The sequence below is a fragment of the Polaromonas sp. C04 genome (assembly GCF_002002705.1).
Lineage (GTDB): Bacteria > Pseudomonadota > Gammaproteobacteria > Burkholderiales > Burkholderiaceae_C > Rhodoferax_A.
Window position 1 is genome coordinate 26,504 of sequence record NZ_MUNS01000041.1, and the last position, 22,914, is coordinate 49,417.

Here is a 22,914-nt window from a genome sequence, read left to right on the forward strand (position 1 = left end):
CGACCGCGCAACTCTTTTCGCCTCGGCCCCACTATCGCAACAAAACCGTCGATCATGCTGACGCCCTCCTCAGTTCGACGACGGACGCTGGCGCGGATACAGGTCAGTGGTGAGCCCGGCCTTCACCACCTGGCCCGGCACGTCGTGGCCCACGACCTGCGGCAGCCGGCGTGCCGCGGCCAGCAGCCGATGCATGTCGACGCCGGTGTCGTAGCCGACCGCCTCGAGCATGTGGATCGCGTCCTCACTGCTGATGTTCCCGCTGGCGCCGGGCGCATAAGGACAGCCGCCCAGGCCGCCCAGTGAGCCGTCGAAGCGGTCGATGCCGGCCTGTGCCGCGGCCATGACGTTGGCCAAGCCCATGCCGCGCGTATTGTGGAAATGGAAGGTGAGCGGCAGCGCGCCGAAGCGCTCGCGCAATGTCTGCGCCGTTCGGGTGACCTGCGCGGGGTGGGCCATTCCGGTCGTGTCGCAAATCGTCAGGCCGCGCACGCCCAGCTTGGCGAAACGCTCCGCCCAGCGTACCACTTCCTCATGCGGCACGTTACCTTCCATCGGGCAGCCGAAGCACGTCGACAGTGACACGTTCACCGGCACCTTGCCGGCGGCCATAGCGATGACCTCCCTCAGTTCGGAGAAGCTCTTCTCGCGCGGCATGCGCAGGTTGGCGAGGTTGTGCATCTCGGAAATCGACATGACCAAGTTGAGCTCGTCGGCGTGCGACTCGAGCGCACGTTCGGCACCGCGCACGTTCGGCACCAGCACGGTGTACTCTACGCCGGGCACGCGGCGGATCCGGCCCATCACTTCTTCCGCGTCACGCAGCATCGGGATGGCCTTGGCAGAAGTGAAGGAGGTCACCTCGATTTTGGTCAAGCCGCACAGGCTCAGCTCGTCGATCAGCGCGACCTTCGTATCGGTGGGGATGAACTCGGGTTCGATCTGGAAACCGTCGCGCGTAACGACGTCGTTGAAGTATATGCGTGTCATGCCTGCGGTCCCGCGACGATGCCCTGGGCCCTAAGTTGATCGATCTGCTGGGGCGTGAGGCCGATTTCGCGAAGGATGGCGTCGGTGTCCTGGCCGAGCTGCGGCGCGTTGCGCCGGTGCATCCCCGGAGTGAGAGACAGTTTCGGCACGATGCCCGGCACCGTGAGGCTGGTGACGTCATTTATGCGCACTTCGTCCAGCATGCCCCGCGCCTTGTAGTGTGGGTCGGCGGCGATGTCGGCCACGGTGTAAATGCGGCCGGCAGGCACCGACGCTTCGGCTAGGGCGTGCAGCACATCGCCCACCGTGTGGCTGGATGTCCAGGAGCCGATCACTTCGTCGAGTTCTGCGACGCGCGCCACGCGGCCGGCGTTGTCCGCCAGGCTGGGGTCATTGGCCAGGTCGTCCCGGCCGATCACACCCATTAGGCGGCGGAAGATGCTGTCACCGTTGCCGGCGATCAGCGCATAGCCGCCATCTTTGCAGCAGTAAGCGTTGCTCGGTGCGATGCCGGGCAGAGCGCTGCCGGCGGCGCCACGCACCGTGCCGAACGCGCTGAATTCAGGAAGCAGGCTCTCCATGCAGTTGAACACCGCCTCGTACAGCGCGACGTCGATGATCTGGCCTCGCCCCGTTGTATACCGGTATTGCAGGGCGATCAGGATCCCAATCACCCCGTGCAGCGCCGCCAGCGTGTCGCCGATGCTCACGCCCACGCGCACGGGCACCCGGCCGGGCTCCGCTGTCAGGTGGCGCAGCCCGCCCATGGCCTCGGCAACCACACCGAAGCCCGGCTGGTTCCTGTACGGCCCGGTCTGGCCGAAGCCGCTGATGCGCAGCACGATGAGGTGCGGGTTCAGCGCCAGCAGGTCTTCCGGCGCCAGATTCCACCGCTCCATCGCGCCGGGGCGGAAGTTTTCGATCAGCACGTCGGCTTCGGCGGCGAGTTGCCGCACGATCGCCTGGCCTTCCGCCTGGCGGAGGTCGAGCGCCAGCGAGCGCTTGTTGCGCGATTGGATCTGCCACCACACCGAGGTTCCGTCCTTCAACATCCGCCACTTGCGCAGCGGATCGCCCGCGCCCGGCGGTTCGATCTTGATGACGTCCGCGCCGAAGTCGGTGAGCGTCTTGGCGGCAAAGGGGCCTGCGATGAGCTGGCCGAGCTCCAGAACCTTTAGGCCCGCCAATGCAGCGGGGCTGGTGTGTTGCGTGTGCGTGTGTGAGGGTGAGGGTGAGGGTGAGGGTGAGGGTGAGGCAGTGTCCATGCGGCGAGTCTCCGCCGGATGCTTCCGTGCGTCTATTTGGATTTCGTCGAGGGAGTTTTCGCTTTTTGCGAAAGCGGCGCGCAGAGGAAATCGCGCAAGGCCGTCACCGCCGCATCACAATCGGGCTTGGTCGCGGCCAACAGGCGCCGCTTGGCCCAGGGGTCTGAGAAAGGGCGGAAGGTGAGCTTCATGGCACGAATGATCGGAAGTGTGGCGTCCTTGGGTAGCGCGGCGATGCCGAGGCCGGAAGCCACAATATGCGCCATGGCGTCGAAGCTGCGCACTTGCATGCGAAGCTTAAACGTGCGGCCGGCCGCGAGCGCCGCCTGTTGCTGCTGCTGCAGCATGGCGGCGCCGGCGTTTAGACTGATCCACTGCTCATCGAGCGTGTCGACGAACGAGATCGGGCTGCGGCCTGCAAGCCGGTGCCGCGGCGGCAGGACCAGTACCAGTTCATCGCGCCGGAAGTCACGCACTTCCAGGCCGCTGGTGTCAGACCCCTCGACGAACACGCCGACGTCGGTGCGGCCTTCCCGCACCGTCTTGACCACGACCTCGGAAACCTGTTCGTCTACGTCGATTCGGATCTGCGGATGCACCTCGGCATAGTGTGCCAGCAGCGGCGGCAGAAACTGGTTGATCGCCGCAGTGCCAGCGCTCATGCGAATGTGTCGCGCCACGCCCTGGCGCATGTCCGCCAGCTCGTCGACAAGGCTGTCCATCTCCTGCAGTAACGCCACCCCCCGCCGCACGAAGGCGCGCCCCGCCGCCGTGGGTGCGAGCCCGCGGGAATGGCGCTCGAACAGCGTGTCGCCCAGCGCGATTTCCAGCTCGCGAATGCGCCGGCTGGCGGCAGCGACCGCCAGATTGCACTCGTGCGCCGCGGAGGTCAGGCTGCCGCTCTGCGCGCACGCCACGGCGAGGCGAACTGAGACGAAGTCGAAGCGGGCGAGGTTGTAGCGGGGCGTGGGCAGAGAATCCTCCTCAAATTTCAATGGTAGGAACTTACATCAAATCGAGCCGGCCTGGTCGGATTAACGTCTGCTTCGGGTCTATCGTATTGAGTCGGCCCTGCAAAAGCTCTGAACCCCGCATAAACAAAGGCTCTGCGGGTAACTTCGATGTCTCGAATCCCTCAGATTTTGGATAATAGGGACTCAAAAGCTGAGAGTTTTCAGCCCTATTCTGAAGCACCATGACCGACGATTTTTTCCGCGCCAGGTTGGATGCCATGATCGATCCCAAGCATGCACTGGCCGTTTTGGCGCATCGCCTGCCCTGGGCTCAAATCGAGCGTGCCATCGCGCCTTGCTTTGCACGCAAGGCCCGCCCAGAGCAGTTGCAGATGCACGAGGACTTCTTCGGGGCCACTGCGCAATTGGCCGGTGGCGGTGTGAGCAACGCCGGGCGAGCGCGCCGTCCTATGCGCTTGATGATTGCGCTGACGCTGCTCAAGAACAGCTTTGACCTCAGCGACGAAGAGCTCGTGCAGCGCTTTGCCGAGAACGTGTACTACCAGTACTTCGCGGGCTACGAATACTTTGATCCCACGGCGCCGTGCGACCCGACACAGATTGGGCGGTTCCGTGGAGCCCTGGGCGAGGCCGGGATGGAGGAACTACTCAAGGCCACCATGGAGACTGCGCTGGACGTAGGCGCGGTGCGCAAGAACGAATTTGAGCGAATCATTGTCGACAGCACGGTCCAGGAAAAAGCCATTGCCCACCCGGTGGACAGCAGGCTGCTGGAGATCGCGCGCCACAAGGTGGTGACGGCGGCGAAGGCGGCTGGGATTGTGCTGAAGCAGACCTTCGCAGCCGAGGGCAAGCTGCTTCGCCGCCAGGCCGGGGGTTACGCTCACGCCAAACAGTTCAAGAGACTGCGCAAGGCAGTCAAACGCCAGCGCACGATCCTGGGCATCTTGATTCGAGAGGTGACACGCAAGCAGTCAATGGTGACGGGCAGCGCCAGTGCTGTGGCAGCACTGGGCGTGTGGCTGGAGCGCGCCGAGCGCATTCGCACCCAGCAGCGCAAAGACAAGAACAAGCTCTACGCCCTGCATGCACCAGAGGCAGAATGCATCGGAAAGGGCAAAGCGCGCAAGCCCTACGAGTTCGGTGTCAAGGTGAGCGTTGCCATCACGCACAAGCAAGGGCTGATGGTGGGCGCCAGGAGCTTTCCCGGCAATCCGTGGGACGGCCGCACGCTGGCCGAACAGATCGAGCAGAGCACCATCTTGCTCGAAGACATCGGCGTCAAACCCAAGCAGGTCGTTGTTGATTTGGGCTACCGTGGCAAAGAGGTGGACGCGGCCAACCCGGGTGTTGAAATCATTCACCGGGGGCGCTACAAAACAATGAGCAAACACGAGCGCAAATTGCTCAAGCGCCGCCAGGCCGTTGAGCCGGCCATCGGGCACCTCAAGGCCGACCACCGCATGAACCGGTGCTGGCTCAAGGGCAGCATTGGCGACGCGTTGCAAGCGCTCAGTTGTGCGGTGGGCTACAACCTGCGCTGGCTGATGCGGGCTGTAGTGCGCCTGGGCCTTACAGGCTTTTTGTTTGCCTTACTTTTGACGCGCTGGATGGCGTCGTTGGCCAGTCGGTATGTCGTCTATGAGCCGCAAACTGCTCCCGCGAAAATGGTGCAGGCTTGATGCAGCCTGGTCGTTGGCTGATTTGAGTGGAAAATGAATTTTGCAGGGCCGACTATTGAAGAACTCCGTTTGGCCGCCGGACGCTAGGGTTTTGTTGCGACAGTGGGGCCGAGGCGAAAAGAGTTGCGCGGTCGGCCTGTTGATCAAGCCGCCAGGCTGTAGAACTGCTGTGCCGCGGACATGGTTTGGCCCTCGGAGCAGCCCAACTGCCCCTTGCGGATCATGTGCATGGTTTCGATTCCGGCGATGATGATCCTGGCGCTCCAGAATGATTTGAAGCCCAGCGTCGGTCGGATGATCCGCTTGATGGCCCGGTGGTCGAGTTTGTCCTGAATTTTGTGTTTGAGGCATAAATATGACCTACAGGACCATTTATGCCAAGCAAGACGAAGTTGAAGAACGCGGCCATCGCGGCCAGGAGTGCGGCGCTGCCGAAGATCCCCAAGGAACGGATTGACCAGTTTGTCACTGGGCCGATGACCGGGGAGGCCGTCAACGCGGCCTCCATGGCCTTCAAGAAAGCCCTGATCGAGCGAGCCATGGGCGCCGAGTTGGGCCACCACTTGGGCTACAGCGCCGGCGCGGCCAAGCCCGAACCTGCGGCGAACCAACGCAACGGCAGGAGCGCCAAGACCGTGCTCACCAGTGAAGGGCCGCTGCGCATCGAGGTGCCACGTGACCGCGACGGCAGCTTCGATCCCATCCTGATCCCCAAGCACGAACGCCGCTTCACTGGCTTTGACGACAAGATCATCGTCATGTACGCGCGCGGCATGACCATGCGCGAGATCCAGGGCTATCTGGCCGAGATGTACTCGGTCGATGTCTCCCCCGATCTCATCAGCAAGGTCATTGATGCCGTCATGAGCGAGGTCACTGCCTGGCAGGCACGGCCACTGGAGACGATGTACCCGGTGGTGTTCTTCGACGCCCTGCGCGTGAAGATCAAGGAAGACGCGGTTGTGCGCAGCAAAGCCGTCTATCTGGCGCTGGGCGTCTTGCCGGACGGCAGCCGGGACATTCTGGGCCTGTGGATTGAGAACACCGAGGGCGCCAAGTTTTGCGATGTTGCGTCTTCAACGAGCTCAAGACCCGAGGCTGCAACGACATCCTGATCGCCGTCACCGACGGCTTGAAAGGCATGCCCGAAGCGCTTGGCGCGGAGACGTGCATCGTGCACCTGATCCGCAACTCTCTGGACTATGCCAGTTCGAAGGACCGCAAGCTGCTTGCTGCGGCGATCTGGCCGATCTACACGGCTGAACGACCTGTTTGAAGGCGAACTCACGGATCAGGACAAGCTGGTCTATGTGAACAACGTCATCAAGGGCAAGCTGCTGGAGTCGACCACGCTGCAGCAGCAGGCGACCAACAATACCAAGGAGCAGTTTGCCAACTCGCCCGACCTCAAGACCGAGCTGCTGAACGCCATCATGGGCGCGCTGGATGCGCACACGGCCATGAGCACGCAGGCGCTGAATTCAGCATCGGTGCAAGGGGGGCTCAAGGACATCTTGCTGAATCACGCCCAGCTGTACGAAACGCTCAGGGAGCGGGCGGCCGGCTAGCGGACGGCAGCACAGTCATAGCGCCGGCGGAAGCAAAAGTTGCGAGGTTGACCGCGGGTCCACTCCTGATCGAGGCTGATGGCATGGTTCCCAGAGGCAACTCCCGGCCATGACCGGGCCACCGGGTCGTCGAAGCCACTGCCTGAAAAAGACTGAGTGCGGTCGGTCAGCTTTGCACGTTGAATGACAGCGGCCGCCTGAAGCTGCCGTTCGACTTCCGGCCGAGTGGATGATCGCTGTTCCCAAGGACCTATCAGGCGTTGGCGCTCAAGGATAGCGCACCCATGGCTATCCTCAAATTCCCCACTTATACCAATTTGCGTTCAACGAATTAGATATTATGATCATACTCAGACTTTGAGGAGTTGGGCATGAAAGATCTGATTGCTTGTGACAAGCCGACGATTGCAGCGCTGGCGGATCGACTCAAGCGAGCCGCCAGCCATGCCGAATACCAGCGCATTCAGTGCGTGCTGATCCGCGCCACGCTGGGCAGCACGGCCGCCGAGATCGCGCAATTGCTGGGCTGGTCAACCGCTACCGTGCACGTCATTCATTCGCGCTGGGCCAAAGAGGGCGAGGCACTGTTCGAACTGCGCGGTCGCGGTGGCCGGCGCCATCAGCACATGAGTGCCGAGCAAGAGACTCGGTTATTGGCTCCGTTCGCCGCCAAAGCGCATGCCGGTGGGCTGCTCCATGTCAGCGAGATCAAGCAAGCCCTGGAGCAACAGGTGGGCAATACGGTGGCCGCCTCTACCGTCTATCGAATGCTGGACCGCCATGGCTGGCGCAAGGTCGTGCCTCGCCCGCGCCACCCCAAGGCTGATGGGCAAGCGCAGGGCGCCTTTAAAAAAACTGCGCCGCCTGGTACGCCAAGAGGTCGTGCGCCAGGCTGAGCGGGGTCGCCGCGTACGCTTGATGTTTCAGGACGAGGGGCGCTTCGGTTTGTTGGGCAAGCCCAGGCGCTGCTGGGCTCCCGTTGGGGTGCGGCCCGTGGTGGGCGCACGGCTTGTGCGCAAATTCAGCTACGCCTTTGCCGCGGTCAGCCCGCACGATGGTGTGATGGACAGTCTGATCCTGCCGTGGGTCAACGCGCACACCATGTCGCTGTTCCTGTGCGCCGTGGCGCAGCGCCACCCCAATGAATTCATCGTCATGGTGATGGACCAGGCGGGCTGGCACATCGCGCACGACCTGGAGGTGCCCCAGAACATGCGTCTGGTCTTGCTGCCGCCCTGGAGTCCCGAAATCAATCCGGCAGAACACATCTGGGAGGCGCTGCGTGAGGACTGCGTCGGCAACACCGTCTTCGCCAGCCTCGATGCCGTCGACAAGGCGCTCAGCGTCGGATTGCTATCCCTCGAATTGGACACCTCACGAATGCACAGTCTTACCGGATTCAAATGGATAACTTCTATATCATTGAATGCACATTAGTATTAGTCAGCGGCGACATGAACAGCCAGTTGTATTGCGACTTGGAGTTGGAGCTGTTTGTCACGTTCCGCCTTGGTGAAATCGGCATCTACACATCCAGCACCAGTCGGCGCGTCTTTGATCGCGAACAGCACACGGTGATCGTGCGGTTGCTAGCCTTTTCGGAGTCGGTCTGCACGAAATCGCGGTGATCTGGCATACCTTCGAGCACACGCGTGATGCAAGTTCCGCACACGCCAGACTGGCATGACATCGGCACTTCGATACCGTACTCGAGCAGCTTCTCAGCGATACGTTCCCCCGGCTGCACTTCGAACGACACCTTGCTGCGCGCGGCCACCACTGTAAACGGAGCGCCGTCGGTGTTGACTTCGGCGCCAAAGCGTTCGAGATGCACCTGCTCGTTCTGCCATCCTTGGCGCTTCGCTGCCGCCGTCACGAAATCCATGAAGCCGTTGGGCCCGCAGGCGTACAAGTGGCGCGAAACCGATGGCACGGCCAGCACGTCATCGACGTGCAGCAATTGCGCTGGCTGGCCGTCGTCGAGGTGGACTTGCACGCGCTCGCCGAATTGCCTCAGGTCGTCGAGAAAGGCCAAGCGTGACGCACTGCGCCCGCAGTAGTGCAGCTCGAACGCACGGCCGGCGGCCTGCAGCGCAAATGCCATCGACAGAATCGGCGTGATGCCAATGCCGCCGGCAAAAAGGATGGTGTGTTGGGCATCAAGCGTCAGCGGAAAATTGTTGCGTGGTCTGCCGATCTCGATTACTTGACCTTGATGGAGATCGGCATGGACGGCAGCCGACCCGCCGCGCGACTTCGGGTCGAGCAGAATGCCCAGCCGGTACCGACCGCGCTCCGCTGGATTGCCGGCCAGCGAATATTGGCGCAGCAAGTCGCTGCGTGCGCGCAGATCGACGTGGGCGCCGGCGTCGAATGACGGAAGCGGCTGGCCGTTGGCACTCTCAAGCTCGAGCGAGACGATGTCCTGTGCCACGTCTCGGCGCGCGACGATGCGCACCTTGATGGGGCCTTGCGGCGCCAGGGCCTCCTGCGTCGCGACAACTGTGCCGGCGGTGTCGGGCTCGACGACCACTGGCAGTGACGCCCAGGCGCGGATCGTATTGTTCATCGCCACCACCGGCTCACCGACCAGTGCGATGGTCTTGACCCGCCGAGTCAATGATTGCAAGAGACTGATGATTTCCAAGCGCGCCAGGTGCATACCCATGCACATGTGCACGCCGGAGCCGAAGCCCAGGTGATCATGCACATCGCGCGTGACATCGAAGCGGTCGGGGTCCTTGAACTTGCGCTCGTCGCGGTTGGCCGAGGCGTACATCACCATCACGCGCGCGCCCTTCGGAATCGTCACTCCGGCGATCTCGGAATCTTCGGCAACATAGCGCGTGAAGGCGCGAATCGGTGAGGCCAGTCGTACCACCTCTTCGACGGCATTCGGGATCAGCTCGGGGCGCTCGCGCACCAGCTTCCATTGATCCGGCTGATCGGCGAAGAACTTGATCGCCTGGCCGGTGGCAGAGATCGTGGTGTCCAGACTTGGGTTGATGTAGTCGCGCATCAATTGGGCGCAGGTGGCATAGGGGATGCCTCGCTCGGCGCCGACCTTGAAGATGCGATGGGCCCAGCCGTCCGGTTTGAGCTTTTCCGGTGTGCCGTATTCGTCGAGGAAAGCCTTCAGGTCACGCAGGTCTTCGAATGCCGCCTTGGAACGGGCGTTCTCTGGACCAAACAGGTTGAAGGTCGCCGACGCCCAGGTGAGCATTTTTTCGCGCCCTTCGGCTGGCAGGCCGACCAGTTCGGCGACGATGGTCACTGGCAGAAACTGTGCAAAGTCGGCTATGGCATCGAAGCGCCGGCGTTCGACGAGTCCGGCCACCAGCGTGTCGGCGGCCTGACGGATGCGCGGGGTGATCGCTTCCAGCGCGCCGGGCAGCAGCGGCTCGGCGGTCACGCTGCGCGTCTGGTCGTGCTCAGGGGGGTCGGAGTTCAGCGTATTGCCGGAGAGCATTTCATTGACCTTGACGTTCAGCGACACGCCGCGTGAATTGATGAAACGTTTGGGCTGGCGCAACGCACTGGCCACTTCGGCATAGCGCGGCAGCGCATAGACGTCGTGCTGCTTCATGTAGACCACAGGCCCCATCGCACGCAGTTGCGCATAGACGGGATCGGGGTCGCGGATTACCGCGTCTGCATAGAAATCATCGTTGTAGATGGGTGCTTTCATGTTGATACTCCCTGGATGCCTTCAGAGGCGAAGATCGGCCAGCGCCAGCGCATCGCCGACGGCAAATGCGCCCATGCCACCGTCCGGCGAAATCTCTGCGCCGCGCAGCCAGGTGCTTTGTGGCGAAAGCAGGAACGCCGCGATCGCCGCAATCTCTTCGGGCTTGCCAGGCCGACCCGCACGCGCCACATTGCGCGCCATCTGTTCGCCAAAGGCGGCGGCGAAATCATCGAGCAGGCCCGTCGCAACCGCGCCCGGGCACAGCGCATTGATGCGCATGTCACGACCGGTCATGGCTTCGGTTTCGGCCAATGTCCAGACAATCATCGCTTCCTTTGATAGGTTGTAGGCACGCACATGGTCGATGCCCTCATCGCGGATGAAGGTCGCCAAATCCTTGGCTGGATCTACGGCGAACAAGCGTTTGACTTGTTCGATGTTGTCGCGCCAGCGCGCACCGGCACGCGACGCCATGTTGACGATCGACGCTCCTGCGCCCAGCTGTGGCAGCATCGCCTTCGTGAAGCTGCGTTGCGCGAAGAAATTGACAGTGAGGATCACGGCCTCGCGTCCGGGCTTGGGCGACAAACCAGCGTTGTTGCACAGGCCGTCGAACGGACCTTCGACGTTCGCCACTGCGGCCGCAATCGAGCCAAGGTCGCCCAGGTCGATGCAGTGGCATGTGAACCCAGCCTTAGCCGGCGGCGCAATATCAAATCCGGTTACGCGTGCGCCGGCTGCCAGCAGCTGCGCAGCCAAAGCTGCCCCAATACCCGTGGCAACGCCGGTGACGGCAATGTGTTTGTCCTTGATCGAGTTCATCGTAATTCCTTCAGGTCGAGAATTGAGTTGCAGACTGGTGCGGTCACACCAGCCATCCGGCGGGACCGGAAATCGAGTGGTGGCCCTGGAATTGAGTCACGCCCTCGTAGCCCATGTTGCGTCCGATGCCCGAGTGCTTGAATCCGCCAAACGGCCCACGGCCATCCTGCACGGAAGGGCCATGTGCATTGAGATAGGTAAAGCCGGCTTCGAGCTGACGTGCGATCTTGACTGCGCGATCGCGGTCTGGCGTCCAGACCGACGAGCACAGTCCGAACTCCGAGTCGTTGGCCGCCGCGATGACCTCGTCCTCATTGTCGAATGCCATGATCGGCAGCACCGGGCCGAACTGCTCTTGGCGCACCACCCGTAGGCGCGGGTCGGCGTTGAGGACAAAGGTCGGCCGTTGGAAGTAACCGGCCTCGTAGAGTGCTTGGTCGGGCACGTCGCCGAACTCCTGGACGTCGGCACCGGCAGCCCGCGCTTCTTCGATCATGCCTCTGACGACGCCAAGTTGCTTGGCATTGTTTAGCGGCCCCATTGTCGTTTCCGGCAGCAAACCGTCGCCAACTACCTGTCTGGCCGCCACCGCAGTGATACCGGCCACCACTTCGTCGTAGCGCGAGCGGTGCACATACAGGCGTTTGAGCGCCATGCAGATCTGCCCGGCGGACATGAAGGCACCCATATACAGGCGGGTGAACGCCGCCTCGTCGAGCACAGCGTCTTCGAGCACAATGCCGGGGTCGTTGCCGCCGAGTTCGAGCGTCACCGGTGTCAGGTTCTCTGCCGCGACCTTCATCACATGGCGCCCGATGGCGACTGAGCCGGTGAAGTTGACAAAGCGTGTCAACGGGTGGCCGGTGAGCCGGTCGCCGATGCGCACAGAGTCGCCGGTCACGATATTGACAACACCAGGTGGCAGCGCTGCGGCGATCATGTGAAGCGTGATCGTCGGCGCCAGAGCCGCGTTCTCGGACGGCTTGACGACTACGGTGTTGCCAGCGATCAGCGCCTGTGGCAGCTTGGCGCCAAGAATGGCCAGTGGCCAGTTCCACGGCACGACCAGCACGGCCACGCCACGTGGGTGGCGCGTCACGATTGTGTCGAACGGCGGTCCAGAGATGTGCTCGTCCTGCGCCAACCGGCTGGCATAGGCCGCGTTCTGGCGAAAGCGGTCACCCAGGCGGGTGATCTCAAGCATAGTCTCGCGGCGGATCTTGCCGTGTTCGCGGGTGAATAACTGGGAACGCGCGTCGACCTCCGCCTCGTTGGCAGTCAGCAGGTCGGCAACGCGGTTCAGCATCGCCGCGCGTTCGTCGTACGACAGCGCCGCCCAAGCCGGGAAGGCACGATGTGCCGCCTCCACCGCAGCATCGACATCGCCTTCAGTGCCGGCGGCAACATGGCCCACCAGTTCGGCTGGCCTGGCGGGGTTGTGCAACAGATAGGTGCCGCGATCCGACGCCGGACGAGCCTCGCCGTTGATAAAAAGTTGCGTGGAGATTGGTGCGTCTGACATTGGCTTTTTCATGCGGTTACTCTGATTGCTGGCGGCCGTTGCGCCTCGGGTACTTCGGACTCCGACCAGAAGCCGATCAGCATCCCCTGGCGCGCGCTTTTGCCAGTAAGTGACTTCATCTGTGCCTCGTCAAGAGCGGTGCGATTGCGCAGGCCGGCGGACCAGTCGAGCATCAGATCCTTCATCCGTTCGCGCACGGCGGCGAGCCCTGGGTCGCGGCCGCGATCGTGCAGTTCCTGCGGGTCTTCCTGCAGGTCGTAGAGCATCGGAGCAAAGCCAAGTGCGTGAATGAATTTCCAGCGGCCGTCAAAGGCCATCGTCATGCGCGCCTCCAGTGGATCGCGCCCAAGGGCCTGAGCGACTGGCAGTCGTGCATAGTCACACTCGCTGAATATCCCATCGCGCCAGATCGCCGGCTGCTGGCCGTGCAGCCAAGGCAATAGCGAGCGTCCTTCGAGAAGCTGTCGCGGCGGCATGCCACCGAGGGTTTCAATGAAGGTCGGGATCAGGTCGATGGCGCCGACCAGGGCTTTGCAACTGCTGCCGCGGGTCGCCTCGGAGGCGCTGCTCGGATCAACGACGATCATCGGCAGCTTGGCTGAGGCATCGTGGAACAAGTCCTTCTCACCCAGACCGTGATCACCGAGGTAGTCGCCGTGGTCGGCGGTCAACACGATCAACGTATCGTCGAGTCGGCCGCACTCGCGCAGAAAGGCCGTCAGCCGGCCGATCTCGTCGTCGACTTGGCGAATCAGCCCCATGTAGGCGGGAATAGCCCGTGCGCGAACTTCTTCGCGTGCAAAGGTCTGCGCCACCCTTTGCTTGCGGAAGGCGGCGAGGATCGGATGGGCATCCTCCGCACCGGCTGGTGTGTGTACGGCCGCAGGAACATCGTCCGCACCGTATAGCTTGTGATATGGCGCTGGCGCGATCAGCGGCCAGTGCGGCTTGATGTACGACAGGTGCAGACACCAGGGCTTGTCGCCGGCGGCGGTGATTGTCTCGATTGCGCGGCTCGTCATATAGGCCGTTTCGCTGTGTTCGGCTGGAACACGTGCCGGACGATGTGCATGCTCCATGAAAAAGCCGTTCAGCACCCGGCCCTGCTCGTCCTCGGCCGAGTTTGCCCATTCCAGCCAGGGGTTGCGTCCACCCATGCCGTGCCTGCGCAGGTAGTCGTTGTAGCGTGGCTCCTTGGCCGAGTAGAAACCCAGCGGCCCCTCCGGATACAGGCCGTCGTCTCGTTCGCCTGCAACAAATCCGCATTCGGCTAGTGCGTGGCCGACGCCGTCATCTGCAGTCAGGTTCAGCCGCGCGAGGCCATTCGCATCGGCGCGCATGTGGGTCTTGCCCATCAGGATGGTCTGAAGGCCGCGCTCATGCATGTACTCGCCCAGCGTGCGCTGGTTCAACTCGAATGGAATGTCGTTCCATGTTGCGCCGTGGCTGCGGACATGGCGGCCGGTGTAAAAACTGGCGCGTGAATTGCCACAACTGGTACCTTGTGCATAAGCCCGATCGAATCGGACGCCGCGCGCTGCCAAGGCATCGATGTTCGGTGTCTGCATCGGGCTTTTGCCGTAGCAAGAGAGATAGTCCCAGCGCAGCTGGTCGACCATCAGGAACAGAATGTTCCGAACAGACATCAGGCGCCTCTCATCGCTTCTGGCCTGGAAAGTTTGTGGGCTGCGAACTCGAACTTGGTGCTGCCAGCGCCGGCCCGCAGCGGGAGATGGAAAAATCGTCGGATCATGGTTTGTCCAGTTACGCTTGTTTAGGAACAAACGTTGAGCTTATGGACTGCAGCCAAACTCGGAAAGATGGAGAATGCAGCCGGTAGATAATTAATTCACATCAGGGTTAACCCTGAAAATGGTGCATGGAGATCGGCGAACCGATCTAGAGTGACGAGGAAAGACGCGCATGAAATTGGCCTCCGTACAAGCCTTTGTTGAGGTAGTCAAGGCCGGCAGCATTCACGCTGCCGCGCGGCAGCTCGGTCTGTCTCAGCCTGCGTTGTCCAAGAGCCTGCGTGCATTGGAGGAGGACCTGGCCGCTCCCTTGTTGACCCGCAGCAGCTACGGGGTCGAACTAACCACCTATGGCAAGGTCTTCTATCAGCGCGCGCAGGTTGTGATTGATGAGTTGCGAAAAGGCAGAGAGGATGTTACGCAGCTGCGGGGGCCGTTCGAGGGTCGTTTGACCGTAAGCATCGCCCCTGCCAGCACCATGCAACTTGCTCCGATGGCGATTGTCGACTTCTGCCGCGAGTGTCCGGATGTCGAATTGCACATCGAGGAGGGAATATGGCCAGTGGTGTCTGAATCCCTCCGCGATGGCTCCATCGACATTGCCATTGGGCCGATGCGGGACGAACATCCACCCGCCGAGGTGGTGTTCGAACGTTTGCTTGATGTGCAAATGGCGATCGTACTGAGGCCCGGACACCCGCTAGCTGGTGCCACTTCACTCCGGGAACTGGTTGGGGGCCGCTGGCTTCATCAAGGCGTGGGCGGCTCCGGCTCCGCCAGCATCCTGACCAAGCGCATCTTCGCGGATCACGATCTACCCGTCCCGGCGGTCAGCGTGGAGAGTCGGTCCTTGACCGCGACGATCATGATGCTGCAGCGAATGGATCTCATAGCCGTCATGCCGCGGCGAATTCTGGATCTTCCAGGCGTGCGCGATGCGTTGGCGATAGTCGATCTCAAGGAGACCTTGGGATCAAACTTGATCGGCTTGATCTACCGGGGCGACCGTCCGCTTACTCGTTTAGCGCAGATTTTCGCCAAGCACACGCGCCGCGCCGCGGCGCATCTGGCACGAGAGCGCAACCAAGGTGAGGAATCGCGCAGTTAGCCTGAAACACCACGTTGGCTGCCGCTTCAAGTTGATTGGAATTTAAGGGAAGCCCCCGTGGCTCGAAATCCTAATGGGAGGAAGGAGGAAATACGTCGGCCAGACTACTGAAAGGTCGGCCGACCTGCATGCATCGTTATTGAGGGTTAACCCCAATGTGGATTAATTATCTAGCAGCTGAATTTTCCATCTTTGCGAATCCTGACGCAGCCCCTAAGCTCCATTCGCGTTCCTTAACAACCGTCAGGACATTCATGAATTACACGACTCGAATCCTCTGCAATGCGCTTGGCTTTTCCGCCTTACTTGCACTGAGCGCAGCCCCTGCGTGGGCCGACACCACGCTCGTCATCAACGCCTTCCTGCCCGCGCAGGACACGATGAACACCCAGATTCTCCGGCCCTGGGCAGACGCCGTGACCAAGGCCACCGATGGGCGCGTCAAGGTGCAGATTCCACCAAGCAGTGTGGCGGCTCCCGATCAGTTGTGGAATTCGGTACGCAGTGGCGTGGTCGATGGCGCTTATCTCTATAACGGTCTGTTGCCGAACCAATTGAAGCTGATGCAAATGCCCCAGTTGCCGTTCCTCGGCACAAGCGCCAAGGCCAACTCGGTCGCGCTGTGGCGCACCTACGACAAATACTTTAAGGCCGCCGATGAGTACAAGAGCGTGCATTTGCTGGGGGTCATGGTGATGCCGAGCGGGATTCTGTACAGCCTCAAAGGCCCGATTGAATCTGAGCATGACCTGCAAGGCGTCAAGGTCTGGGCGTTGCCCGGCGTGCCGGCCAAGATGATGGCAATGGCAAAGGCGGGCGTGAATGCCACGCCGGCGGCCAGGATGAGCGAGATTGTGGCGGGGGGCATGGTCGACGTCATGGTCGGCAACCCTGACATGTATTCGGATACCTTCAAGGTGATGCGCTACGCCAAGAGTGCCACGATGGTGCCGGGGGGATTTTCCACACCCTCTTGGTCTCTGGTTCTAAACCGCCCGAAGTGGGAGTCAATTTCACCGGCCGACCGCGAAATCATCACCAAACTTTCGGGCGAAGCACTTGCCGAACGGGCAGCGGCTTTTGATAACGTGGAAGCGGCGGCCCACGCTGCAGCCGTGCAAAGTGGCGTGAAATACCTATCCGCCTCGCCGCAATTCGTGACTGCCTTGGAAAAGAGCGGCGCGGTGTTGACAAACCAGTGGCTGGCAACTGCCAAGACCGAGAAGGTAGACGGCGCCGCTGCGCTGGCGTACTACAAAGCACAGTCTGCGGTAGTCGGCAAATGAATGCCGCCAAAGTGCCCCCTGGCGGGGGCACGCACGGGGTGGCGACCGCAGACGAGTCCGGCTTCGTCGGAACCTGCGCTTTCATCCTGCGCGTTATGTGCGCCGCGGCCATGCTGTTCATCATGGGCCTGACTTTCGTCGACGTGCTCATGAGTTACTTCTTTGCGTTCCCCATCACTGGCAGTGCCGAATTAGTCATGTTCGCGATGGCGATTCTCATCTTCTCGGCCTTTCCGCTGGTGACCCTGCGTGAGCAACACATCTCAGTGGGCATTTTGCACGGGCGCCTGCACGGCTTCTGGCTCTGGCTGCAGCGTCTGGTCATCCTTGCCGTGAGTCTGCTGGCCTGCACCGCCATGTCCTGGCAGCTGCTGCATGACGGCCATCAACTGGTGAGCGATCAGCAGGCGACGATGGTGCTGCAACTGCCTTTGGGTCCGCTGAGCTACTTCATGGGCGCTTTGAGCGGCGTCAGTGCGCTGGCGCTGGTCCTGCTGCTGGTGCGGCATTTGCGGGCGGGCGTCCCCCCCAACGCCCTGGAGAATCCGTCATGACCATGGCACTGATCGGCTTTGCGCTGGTGTTGCTACTGGCCTTCTATGGCGTGCCGCTGGGTTTTTCGATGCTCACGCTGGGCGTCTCGCTGTTCGCGCTGACGCGGGGTTGGGGGCCAGCCTTGGCGATGATGGGGCAAACCATCGCTGATCTGGCCGCCAACGACAGTCTGTCGGTGCTGCCGATGTTCATCCTGATGGGCACCTTCATCTACAAGGCCGACATGGCCGAGGAGTTGTACGACGCGGCCAACTCCCTTCTCGGGCATTTCAAGGGCGGGCTGGCCTATGCCACGGTGCTGGCCAGCGCCGGTTTCGCTGCCATCTCGGGGAGCTCCATTGCCACCGCTGCTACGATGACCAAGGTGGCCATGCCGCCGATGCGCGCGCGCGGCTACTCGGACAGCATGGCCAGCGGCTGCGTCAGCTCGGCTGGTACGCTGGGTGCGCTCCTGCCCCCCAGCGTGCCGCTGCTGGTCTACGGCATCATCACGCAGCAAGACATCGGCAAGCTGTTCATCGCGGGCATCATTCCCGGCGCGCTGCTGGGGCTGATGTTCATGGGCGCGATCTGGTGGACGGTATTTCGGCATCCTGAGCGCGGACCGGCGGGCGCGCACACGGCATGGCCCCATCGTCTGCAGGCATTGTCCAAGGTTTGGGGTGTGCTGGCCTTGTTCCTGCTGGTCGTCGGCGGCCTGTACGGCGGCTTCTTCACGGCTACCCAGGCGGGCAGCATCGGCGCCTTTGGCGCGCTCTTGTTTGCGCTGGCACGGCGCAAGCTGAGCCTGCGCATCGCATTCGAGGCTCTTTTCGAAGCGGCCAGAACCACCGGGATGATCTTTGTCATTGTGTTTGGCGGCAAGGTGTTCGCAAATATGGTCTCGATCTCAGGCCTCACCAGTCAACTGGTCAGCACCATTCAGTCCTTGCACCTGCCCGCCGTCGGGGTGATTCTGGTGATCGTGCTGATCTATATCGTGCTGGGCTCGTTGATGGAGGGGCTGTCCATGATGCTGCTGACCGTGCCCGTGTTCTCGGCCATCGTGCAGCCGCTGGGTGTCGACATGGTCTGGTTCGGCGTCTTTGTGGTGATGATGATGGAGATCGGTCTGATCCACCCGCCGGTAGGCATGAATATGTTCATGGTCAAGACCGTTATGCCCGATCTGTCGCTGAGAACCATCCTGATCGGCACCATTCCATTCTTGTTCGCCAACATCATCGCGCTCGCACTGTTGATTGCGTTCCCAGCCATTGCACTGTCGCTGGGAAGGCTGCTGGGGTGAGGAAAATATTCGATACCCCCCGAATACCGGAAAGGGCGAGCGGCTCTCATCAGTATAGCCTTCAAGGGAATAATGAAAATATGTCCGGCAGTTGACGCTGGATAAAGTGACCACGAGCTAGACTGAGTCCCAGTTGCAACTTGTGGATCGAGATCGCAAAATGGGTGAAGCAAAATGGCAGCAACTGGCATTGCAGAGGCAGGCGTTGCAGTGCATTGCGGTGGAGACTCCGGTCGGGCGAATTCTTGTGCATTGGGATCACGATGCCAGCGCCACGCCCAAAGCACGGTTGACTTTTTCCGCCGAACTCCTGGCAAACGCGGGGGCTACGACGCCCGGGTCAACAGTTATACACACCTTGATCGGCTGCGAGAACTTTGGTCGCAACTGCGACTTCCGGGGTTTGCCGAAAGGCTTTGAGCCCGGCAGGTTTGTCCCAAAGAAACATTTCGAGCACGAGAATATAAGCGTGTAACAGAGGGATGAGACCGATCACGACGCTTGCAATTGCGCCCACGGTCGTCTACTTTGAGGTAGCGATTTCTGACGACAGCTTACCCGCTTGCATCTGTATGACCGCAATGTGTCCGAGAGCGGGATTTCAGCGCGCCGCCGCCACCGCCCGCAACCGCTGGAGGCTGTGTGAAAACTCCTTGAACCTTGCAGGGGATTTGTTATCACATATCGAACCGTGGGGAGGGTTGGATATGGCGAGATTCATTGAGGGCGCGGATCGGCAACAAGTCACGCTGCTACCGGAGTGCTTGGACGACTTCATCACTGAAGACAACACCGTTCGGGTGGTTGATGCGTTCATAGGTGAGTTGGATATGGTGGCCCTGGGTTTCGAGGGAGCAACCCCGGCTGCAACGGGTCGACCTTCGTACCACCCATCAGTGCTGTTGAAACTCTACCTCTACGGTTACCTCAACCGCATCCAGTCCAGCCGCCGCCTGGAGCGCGAATGCCAACGAAATGTGGAGCTTATGTGGCTGACTGGGCGCCTGGCCCCTGACTTCAAGACCATTGCGGACTTTCGTCGTGATAACGGCAAAGGTACCTACGTAAACAAGTTCATTCATGACAGTTCTCCGGCTCCCAGCCTAATTAATACGAAATGTGTTCGATCAACCATTCGGGATGCAGCAGAACAAAGAGACCACCACCGTGCGCTTTGTGCTTTTGTACGGGCTCGCGCCCGAAGGAGACTCAAGCTGCACGACGGTGAGTCAACCCATTCAGCAATCAAGCCTGTGACCACAGGCTCCATGCCTGAAGTTTGAATCAATTTAAAGATATTAGGAGACACGATCCGATGGAACCATTGAAGGAATCAATTGATCATGCGTCACGCGGCCTGCCGGAATCTCTGCCGTTCTGGCAGTGGAGCGGTACCGACATGGCCCAGGCTGTCCGGACTGGAGTCGTGTCAGCGCGCGAGCTCACGCTGGCGCACCTGGAACGCATTGCGCAGACCAATCCCGTCATCAACGCGCTCGTCGAAGTCTCGGGTTCAGAGGCGCTGGTCATGGCGGATGCCGCCGACGCTGCGGTGGCGCGTGGCGAGCAGTTGCCGCCCTTGCACGGTGTTCCCGTCGCGATCAAGGTGAATGCGGACCAGCAAGGCCATGCGACGACCGACGGTATCGTTGCACTCAGCGAAAACGTTGCAGCATCCGATGGCCCCCAGGTGGCGACACTCAGGCGCGCGGGCGCGGTATTGATCGGACGCAGCAACACGCCTTCGTTTTCACTCCGATGGTTTACTGAGAACGATCTCCATGGCCGCACGCTGAACCCGTGGGATCCGGCACGCACACCGGGCGGCTCGTCGGGTGGGGCGGCCGCCGCGGTCGCAGCCGGAATGGTGCCAATCGCGCAAGGCAGCGATATCGGCGGCTCGATCCGCAACCCTGCGTATTCGTGCGGAGTTGTCGGACTTCGTCCCACCGCAGGCCGGGTGCCGGGCTGGTATGGACCCGTGGGTGCGGATCCCGCGCTCTCTTCGCAGCTGATGCTGGCGAACGGACCTTTAGCCCGTTGTGTAAAGGATCTGCGACTCGCGCTGTCCGTGATGAGCCGCTTTGATCCGCGCGACCCGCTGTCCAGCCCAGTCGTACCATGCGCACAGCCACTGAGCCACGCCTTACGCGTGGGCCTGGTTCGCGGGGACGATGTGGCGCGGCCGGCAGCTGCCGTCAACTCTGCGCTCGATAGTGCAGCGAAGTGGCTATCGGATGCCGGTTACCAGGTCGATGAAATCGCCCTGCCGCAGCTGCAAGAGGCGTACCGCCTGTGGTACCTCATCGCGCTGGAAGAATTTCGGCAGGTGCTACCTGAGATGCGCCGCGTGGGCGATTCGCGCGTATGCCGCGCCGCAGCACATTACTTCGCCATCGCGCGTGGCTGGTGGGGCAAAACCCCCGGACTGGAAGCCTACATGACCGGATATGCGCGGCGCGGGACGCTGATCGCGCAACTTGAACAGTTGCTTCATGACACTCCCCTCATCCTGCTGCCGGTTTCGAGCGAACAAAGCTTCGAGTATGACCTGGACATCGTCAGCGTCGATAGCATGCGCCGCGTCGCGGCCGCCAACTGGTCCATGATGGCTATTGCGCTTCTGGGTATGCCGGCGGCGGCGGTGCCGACCGGCATTGCGAACGGCCTGCCGGTCGGGGTGCAGCTGATGGCAGGCCGCTGGCGGGACGAGCTGGTCTTACACGCCGCTGATGTGATTGAAGAGCGTGCGGGTGTGATCACCCCCATCGACCCCATCGGGCGCGCACAGCCGACGGCTAGACCACGCGGCTGAGCTGGATCACAGCGCAGGCCTTGCGCATGCTGGCTCCATATCTCTTCATCAGATTGGTGGCCAGTTCACGCTTGCGCGAGGGCTTCAGAGCTTTTCTGCCAGAACGTCCTGCAGCATGGCCTTGTCCAGGCTCAGATCGGCCACCAGGCGCTTGAGCTTGGCGTTCTCTTCTTCGAGCTGGCGCAGCCGGCGCAGCTCAGACGGGCCAAGCCCACCGTACTTCTGACGCCACTTGTAGAACTTGGCGTCGCTGATTCCGATCTTGCGGCAGATCTCATCGACCCGGGTGCCCAGCTCCGCTTGTTTGAGGGCAAATGCGATCTGCTCCTCGGTAAACCTGCTTCTCTTCACGACATGTTCTCCTTCTCGCAAGGTGAAAATCATGCCGGATTTCCTACTTTTGGATGGTCAGTCTTCAAGCAGCACCACGCGGGCGGGGTCCAGGCCCACCGTGATCGTTTCACCCGGCGCTACCGTTTCGCGCGCGGTCGCCGTCGCAACGACGGATTGGCCGTCGGCGAGTCGTAGCCGGTGATCGACCGTGGTCCCCTTGTAAACTACTTCCTCGAGCGTTGCGGTCAGCTGGATCGGCTGGCTCGCACCCTGCGTAGCGAGTCGCAGATCCTCGCAGCGGATAGCCAGCCCGCGGACGCCACCGGCGGCGGCGGTCGCGCCGGGGACCGGCACCGCGATTCCGCCGAAAAGGACCGCGGCCCCGGGACCAGGATTCTGCACCGACGCGTCGAGCACGTTGCAGCTGCGAAAGAAGTGGGCGACGAAGCGGGTCTGCGGCCGGGTGAAGATCACCTCGGGTACGTCGCATTGGACGCAGCGACCGCCGTTGAGAACGGCGACCCGATCGCTCATGGTCAATGCCTCTTCCTGGTCGTGGGTGACATAGAAGAAAGTGGTTCCGGTACGGCGCTGGATGTGCTTGAGTTCGAGCTGCATCTCGCGTCGGATCTTTTCGTCCAGCGCGGACAGCGGCTCGTCCAGCAGCAGCATCTGCGGTGATGGCGCCAGGGCCCGAGCCAGAGCGACGCGTTGCTGTTCGCCGCCACTGAGCAGGGTGGCGTTCTTGTCACCTTTGCCAGTCAGTCCGATCAGGTCGAGCATCTCCGCCACCCGGTCGCGCTGGGCTTGCTGTGGCATCCGGTGCGCCTTCAGGCCGTAAGCAACGTTCTGGGCGACGCTCATGTGCGGAAAAATCGCGTACTGCTGGAACATCATTCCCAGGTTGCGGTTCCAAGGGGCGACGCCGACGAGGTCGCGACCCCCGTACAGGACCCGGCCCGAGTCAGGCTCTTCGAGCCCGGCCACCATGCGCAGGATCGTCGACTTGGCCTACCCGAGCCAGGGCCACGAGATGCTGTTCGACGCCCACACGAGGTCGTTCGCAGCCTTGGGCGGGGTGGCGCGCCGCGGGATCTACGACAACATGCGCACCGCGGTAGACAAGGTACACAAGGGCAAGGGCCGCACCGTCAATGCGCGCTTTGCGGTGATGTGCGCGCACTACCTGTACGACCCGGACTTCTGCAGCGTGGCCATCGCTTCTTGCACAGCAGCGCCAGCGCGAAGAAGCGTGTCAAGGCCAGGG

General features: G+C 61.8%; 16 protein-coding genes and 6 pseudogenes. 11 read left to right on the plus strand and 11 right to left on the minus strand.

Annotated features, from left to right (window positions below; all coding sequences use genetic code 11):
* Positions 1 to 69: 69 nt before the first annotated feature.
* From B0E49_RS16555 to B0E49_RS16565, 3 genes are read right to left on the minus strand one after another with little or no spacing between them, the layout of a single operon-like run.
* Positions 70 to 990 (minus strand): hydroxymethylglutaryl-CoA lyase, encoded by a 921-nt coding sequence (locus B0E49_RS16555; protein ID WP_077563453.1) that lies wholly within the window; start codon positions 988 to 990, stop codon positions 70 to 72.
* Positions 987 to 2,255: a CaiB/BaiF CoA transferase family protein gene (locus B0E49_RS16560; protein WP_077563455.1), complete on the minus strand. Its 1,269-nt coding sequence runs from the start codon at positions 2,253 to 2,255 to the stop codon at positions 987 to 989. The genes B0E49_RS16555 and B0E49_RS16560 overlap by 4 nt, the downstream gene beginning before the upstream one ends.
* Before the next feature lie 32 nt (positions 2,256 to 2,287).
* The gene (locus B0E49_RS16565; RefSeq protein ID WP_286138078.1) at positions 2,288 to 3,250 is read right to left on the minus strand and encodes a LysR family transcriptional regulator; all 963 of its coding nucleotides are present in this window, start codon (positions 3,248 to 3,250) and stop codon (positions 2,288 to 2,290) included.
* 200 nt (positions 3,251 to 3,450) lie between these two features.
* Here B0E49_RS16565 and B0E49_RS16570 point away from each other — a divergent pair, with 200 nt between their 5' ends.
* Positions 3,451 to 4,911 (plus strand): IS5 family transposase, encoded by a 1,461-nt coding sequence (locus B0E49_RS16570; RefSeq protein ID WP_144264607.1) that lies wholly within the window; start codon positions 3,451 to 3,453, stop codon positions 4,909 to 4,911.
* A 143-nt stretch (positions 4,912 to 5,054) separates the two neighbouring features.
* On the opposite strand, the pseudogene B0E49_RS16575 reads toward B0E49_RS16570, so the two are convergent.
* A pseudogene (locus B0E49_RS16575) lies at positions 5,055 to 5,231 on the minus strand (IS6 family transposase); the annotation flags it as partial.
* Positions 5,232 to 5,285: 54 nt separating this feature from the next.
* Between B0E49_RS16575 and B0E49_RS16580 the strand changes: the two are divergent.
* The 4 genes and pseudogenes from B0E49_RS16580 to B0E49_RS20955 all read left to right on the plus strand — a co-directional run.
* Positions 5,286 to 6,172: pseudogene (locus tag B0E49_RS16580) on the plus strand (IS256 family transposase); the annotation flags it as partial.
* Positions 6,168 to 6,479: pseudogene (locus tag B0E49_RS16585) on the plus strand (hypothetical protein); the annotation flags it as partial. The pseudogenes B0E49_RS16580 and B0E49_RS16585, both read left to right, overlap by 5 nt.
* Positions 6,480 to 6,850: 371 nt before the next feature.
* Positions 6,851 to 7,375 (plus strand): winged helix-turn-helix domain-containing protein, encoded by a 525-nt coding sequence (locus tag B0E49_RS16590; RefSeq protein ID WP_077563456.1) that lies wholly within the window; start codon positions 6,851 to 6,853, stop codon positions 7,373 to 7,375.
* Positions 7,305 to 7,916 carry an IS630 family transposase gene (locus tag B0E49_RS20955; protein ID WP_168175081.1) on the plus strand — a complete coding sequence of 204 codons (612 nt, stop codon included), beginning with the start codon at positions 7,305 to 7,307 and terminating at the stop codon, positions 7,914 to 7,916. The genes B0E49_RS16590 and B0E49_RS20955 overlap by 71 nt, the downstream gene beginning before the upstream one ends.
* 88 nt (positions 7,917 to 8,004) lie before the next feature.
* Here the strand turns inward: B0E49_RS20955 and B0E49_RS16600 are convergent, their stop codons facing one another.
* The 4 genes from B0E49_RS16600 to B0E49_RS16615 are packed head-to-tail and all read right to left on the minus strand — an operon-like array spanning position 8,005 to position 14,157.
* Positions 8,005 to 10,167 (minus strand): cytochrome P450/oxidoreductase, encoded by a 2,163-nt coding sequence (locus B0E49_RS16600; protein ID WP_077563459.1) that lies wholly within the window; start codon positions 10,165 to 10,167, stop codon positions 8,005 to 8,007.
* 21 nt (positions 10,168 to 10,188) lie between these two features.
* Entirely contained in the window at positions 10,189 to 10,989 is an 801-nt protein-coding gene (locus B0E49_RS16605; protein WP_077563462.1) for an SDR family oxidoreductase, read from the minus strand.
* A 43-nt stretch (positions 10,990 to 11,032) separates the two neighbouring features.
* The gene (locus tag B0E49_RS16610) at positions 11,033 to 12,523 is read right to left on the minus strand and encodes an aldehyde dehydrogenase family protein (protein ID WP_217349260.1); all 1,491 of its coding nucleotides are present in this window, start codon (positions 12,521 to 12,523) and stop codon (positions 11,033 to 11,035) included.
* Positions 12,520 to 14,157, minus strand: coding sequence for a sulfatase-like hydrolase/transferase (locus tag B0E49_RS16615; RefSeq protein WP_077563465.1), 1,638 nt, complete (start codon positions 14,155 to 14,157; stop codon positions 12,520 to 12,522). Before B0E49_RS16615 ends, B0E49_RS16610 begins: the two co-directional genes overlap by 4 nt.
* Before the next feature lie 277 nt (positions 14,158 to 14,434).
* Between B0E49_RS16615 and B0E49_RS16620 the strand changes: the two genes are divergently transcribed.
* The 4 genes from B0E49_RS16620 to B0E49_RS16635 all read left to right on the plus strand — a co-directional run bounded on the left by B0E49_RS16620 (position 14,435) and on the right by B0E49_RS16635 (position 18,499).
* Positions 14,435 to 15,370, plus strand: a complete 936-nt coding sequence (locus B0E49_RS16620) for a LysR substrate-binding domain-containing protein (protein WP_077563467.1) — start codon at positions 14,435 to 14,437, stop codon at positions 15,368 to 15,370.
* A gap of 254 nt (positions 15,371 to 15,624) precedes the next feature.
* Positions 15,625 to 16,656 (plus strand): TRAP transporter substrate-binding protein DctP, encoded by a 1,032-nt coding sequence (gene dctP / locus B0E49_RS16625; RefSeq protein ID WP_168175082.1) that lies wholly within the window; start codon positions 15,625 to 15,627, stop codon positions 16,654 to 16,656.
* The gene (locus tag B0E49_RS16630; RefSeq protein ID WP_077563470.1) at positions 16,653 to 17,210 is read left to right on the plus strand and encodes a TRAP transporter small permease; all 558 of its coding nucleotides are present in this window, start codon (positions 16,653 to 16,655) and stop codon (positions 17,208 to 17,210) included. Before dctP ends, B0E49_RS16630 begins: the two co-directional genes overlap by 4 nt.
* On the plus strand, positions 17,207 to 18,499 hold the full coding sequence (locus B0E49_RS16635; RefSeq protein WP_077563472.1) for a TRAP transporter large permease: 1,293 nt from the start codon (positions 17,207 to 17,209) through the stop codon (positions 18,497 to 18,499). Before B0E49_RS16630 ends, B0E49_RS16635 begins: the two co-directional genes overlap by 4 nt.
* A gap of 346 nt (positions 18,500 to 18,845) precedes the next feature.
* Here the strand turns inward: B0E49_RS16635 and B0E49_RS20960 are convergent.
* A pseudogene (locus B0E49_RS20960) lies at positions 18,846 to 19,007 on the minus strand (DUF1304 domain-containing protein); the annotation flags it as partial.
* A gap of 199 nt (positions 19,008 to 19,206) precedes the next feature.
* Between B0E49_RS20960 and B0E49_RS16645 the strand changes: the two are divergent.
* Both B0E49_RS16645 and B0E49_RS16650 read left to right on the plus strand, forming a co-directional pair.
* A pseudogene (locus B0E49_RS16645) lies at positions 19,207 to 19,554 on the plus strand (transposase); the annotation flags it as partial.
* 260 nt (positions 19,555 to 19,814) lie between these two features.
* Positions 19,815 to 21,314 (plus strand): amidase, encoded by a 1,500-nt coding sequence (locus B0E49_RS16650; protein ID WP_077563474.1) that lies wholly within the window; start codon positions 19,815 to 19,817, stop codon positions 21,312 to 21,314.
* Here the strand turns inward: B0E49_RS16650 and B0E49_RS16655 are convergent.
* A pseudogene (locus B0E49_RS16655) lies at positions 21,301 to 21,665 on the minus strand (transposase); the annotation flags it as partial. The gene B0E49_RS16650 and the pseudogene B0E49_RS16655 overlap by 14 nt on opposite strands.
* Positions 21,666 to 21,722: 57 nt before the next feature.
* Positions 21,723 to 22,646, minus strand: a complete 924-nt coding sequence (locus B0E49_RS16660) for an ABC transporter ATP-binding protein (protein ID WP_353647363.1) — start codon at positions 22,644 to 22,646, stop codon at positions 21,723 to 21,725.
* Positions 22,647 to 22,914 lie beyond the last annotated feature (268 nt).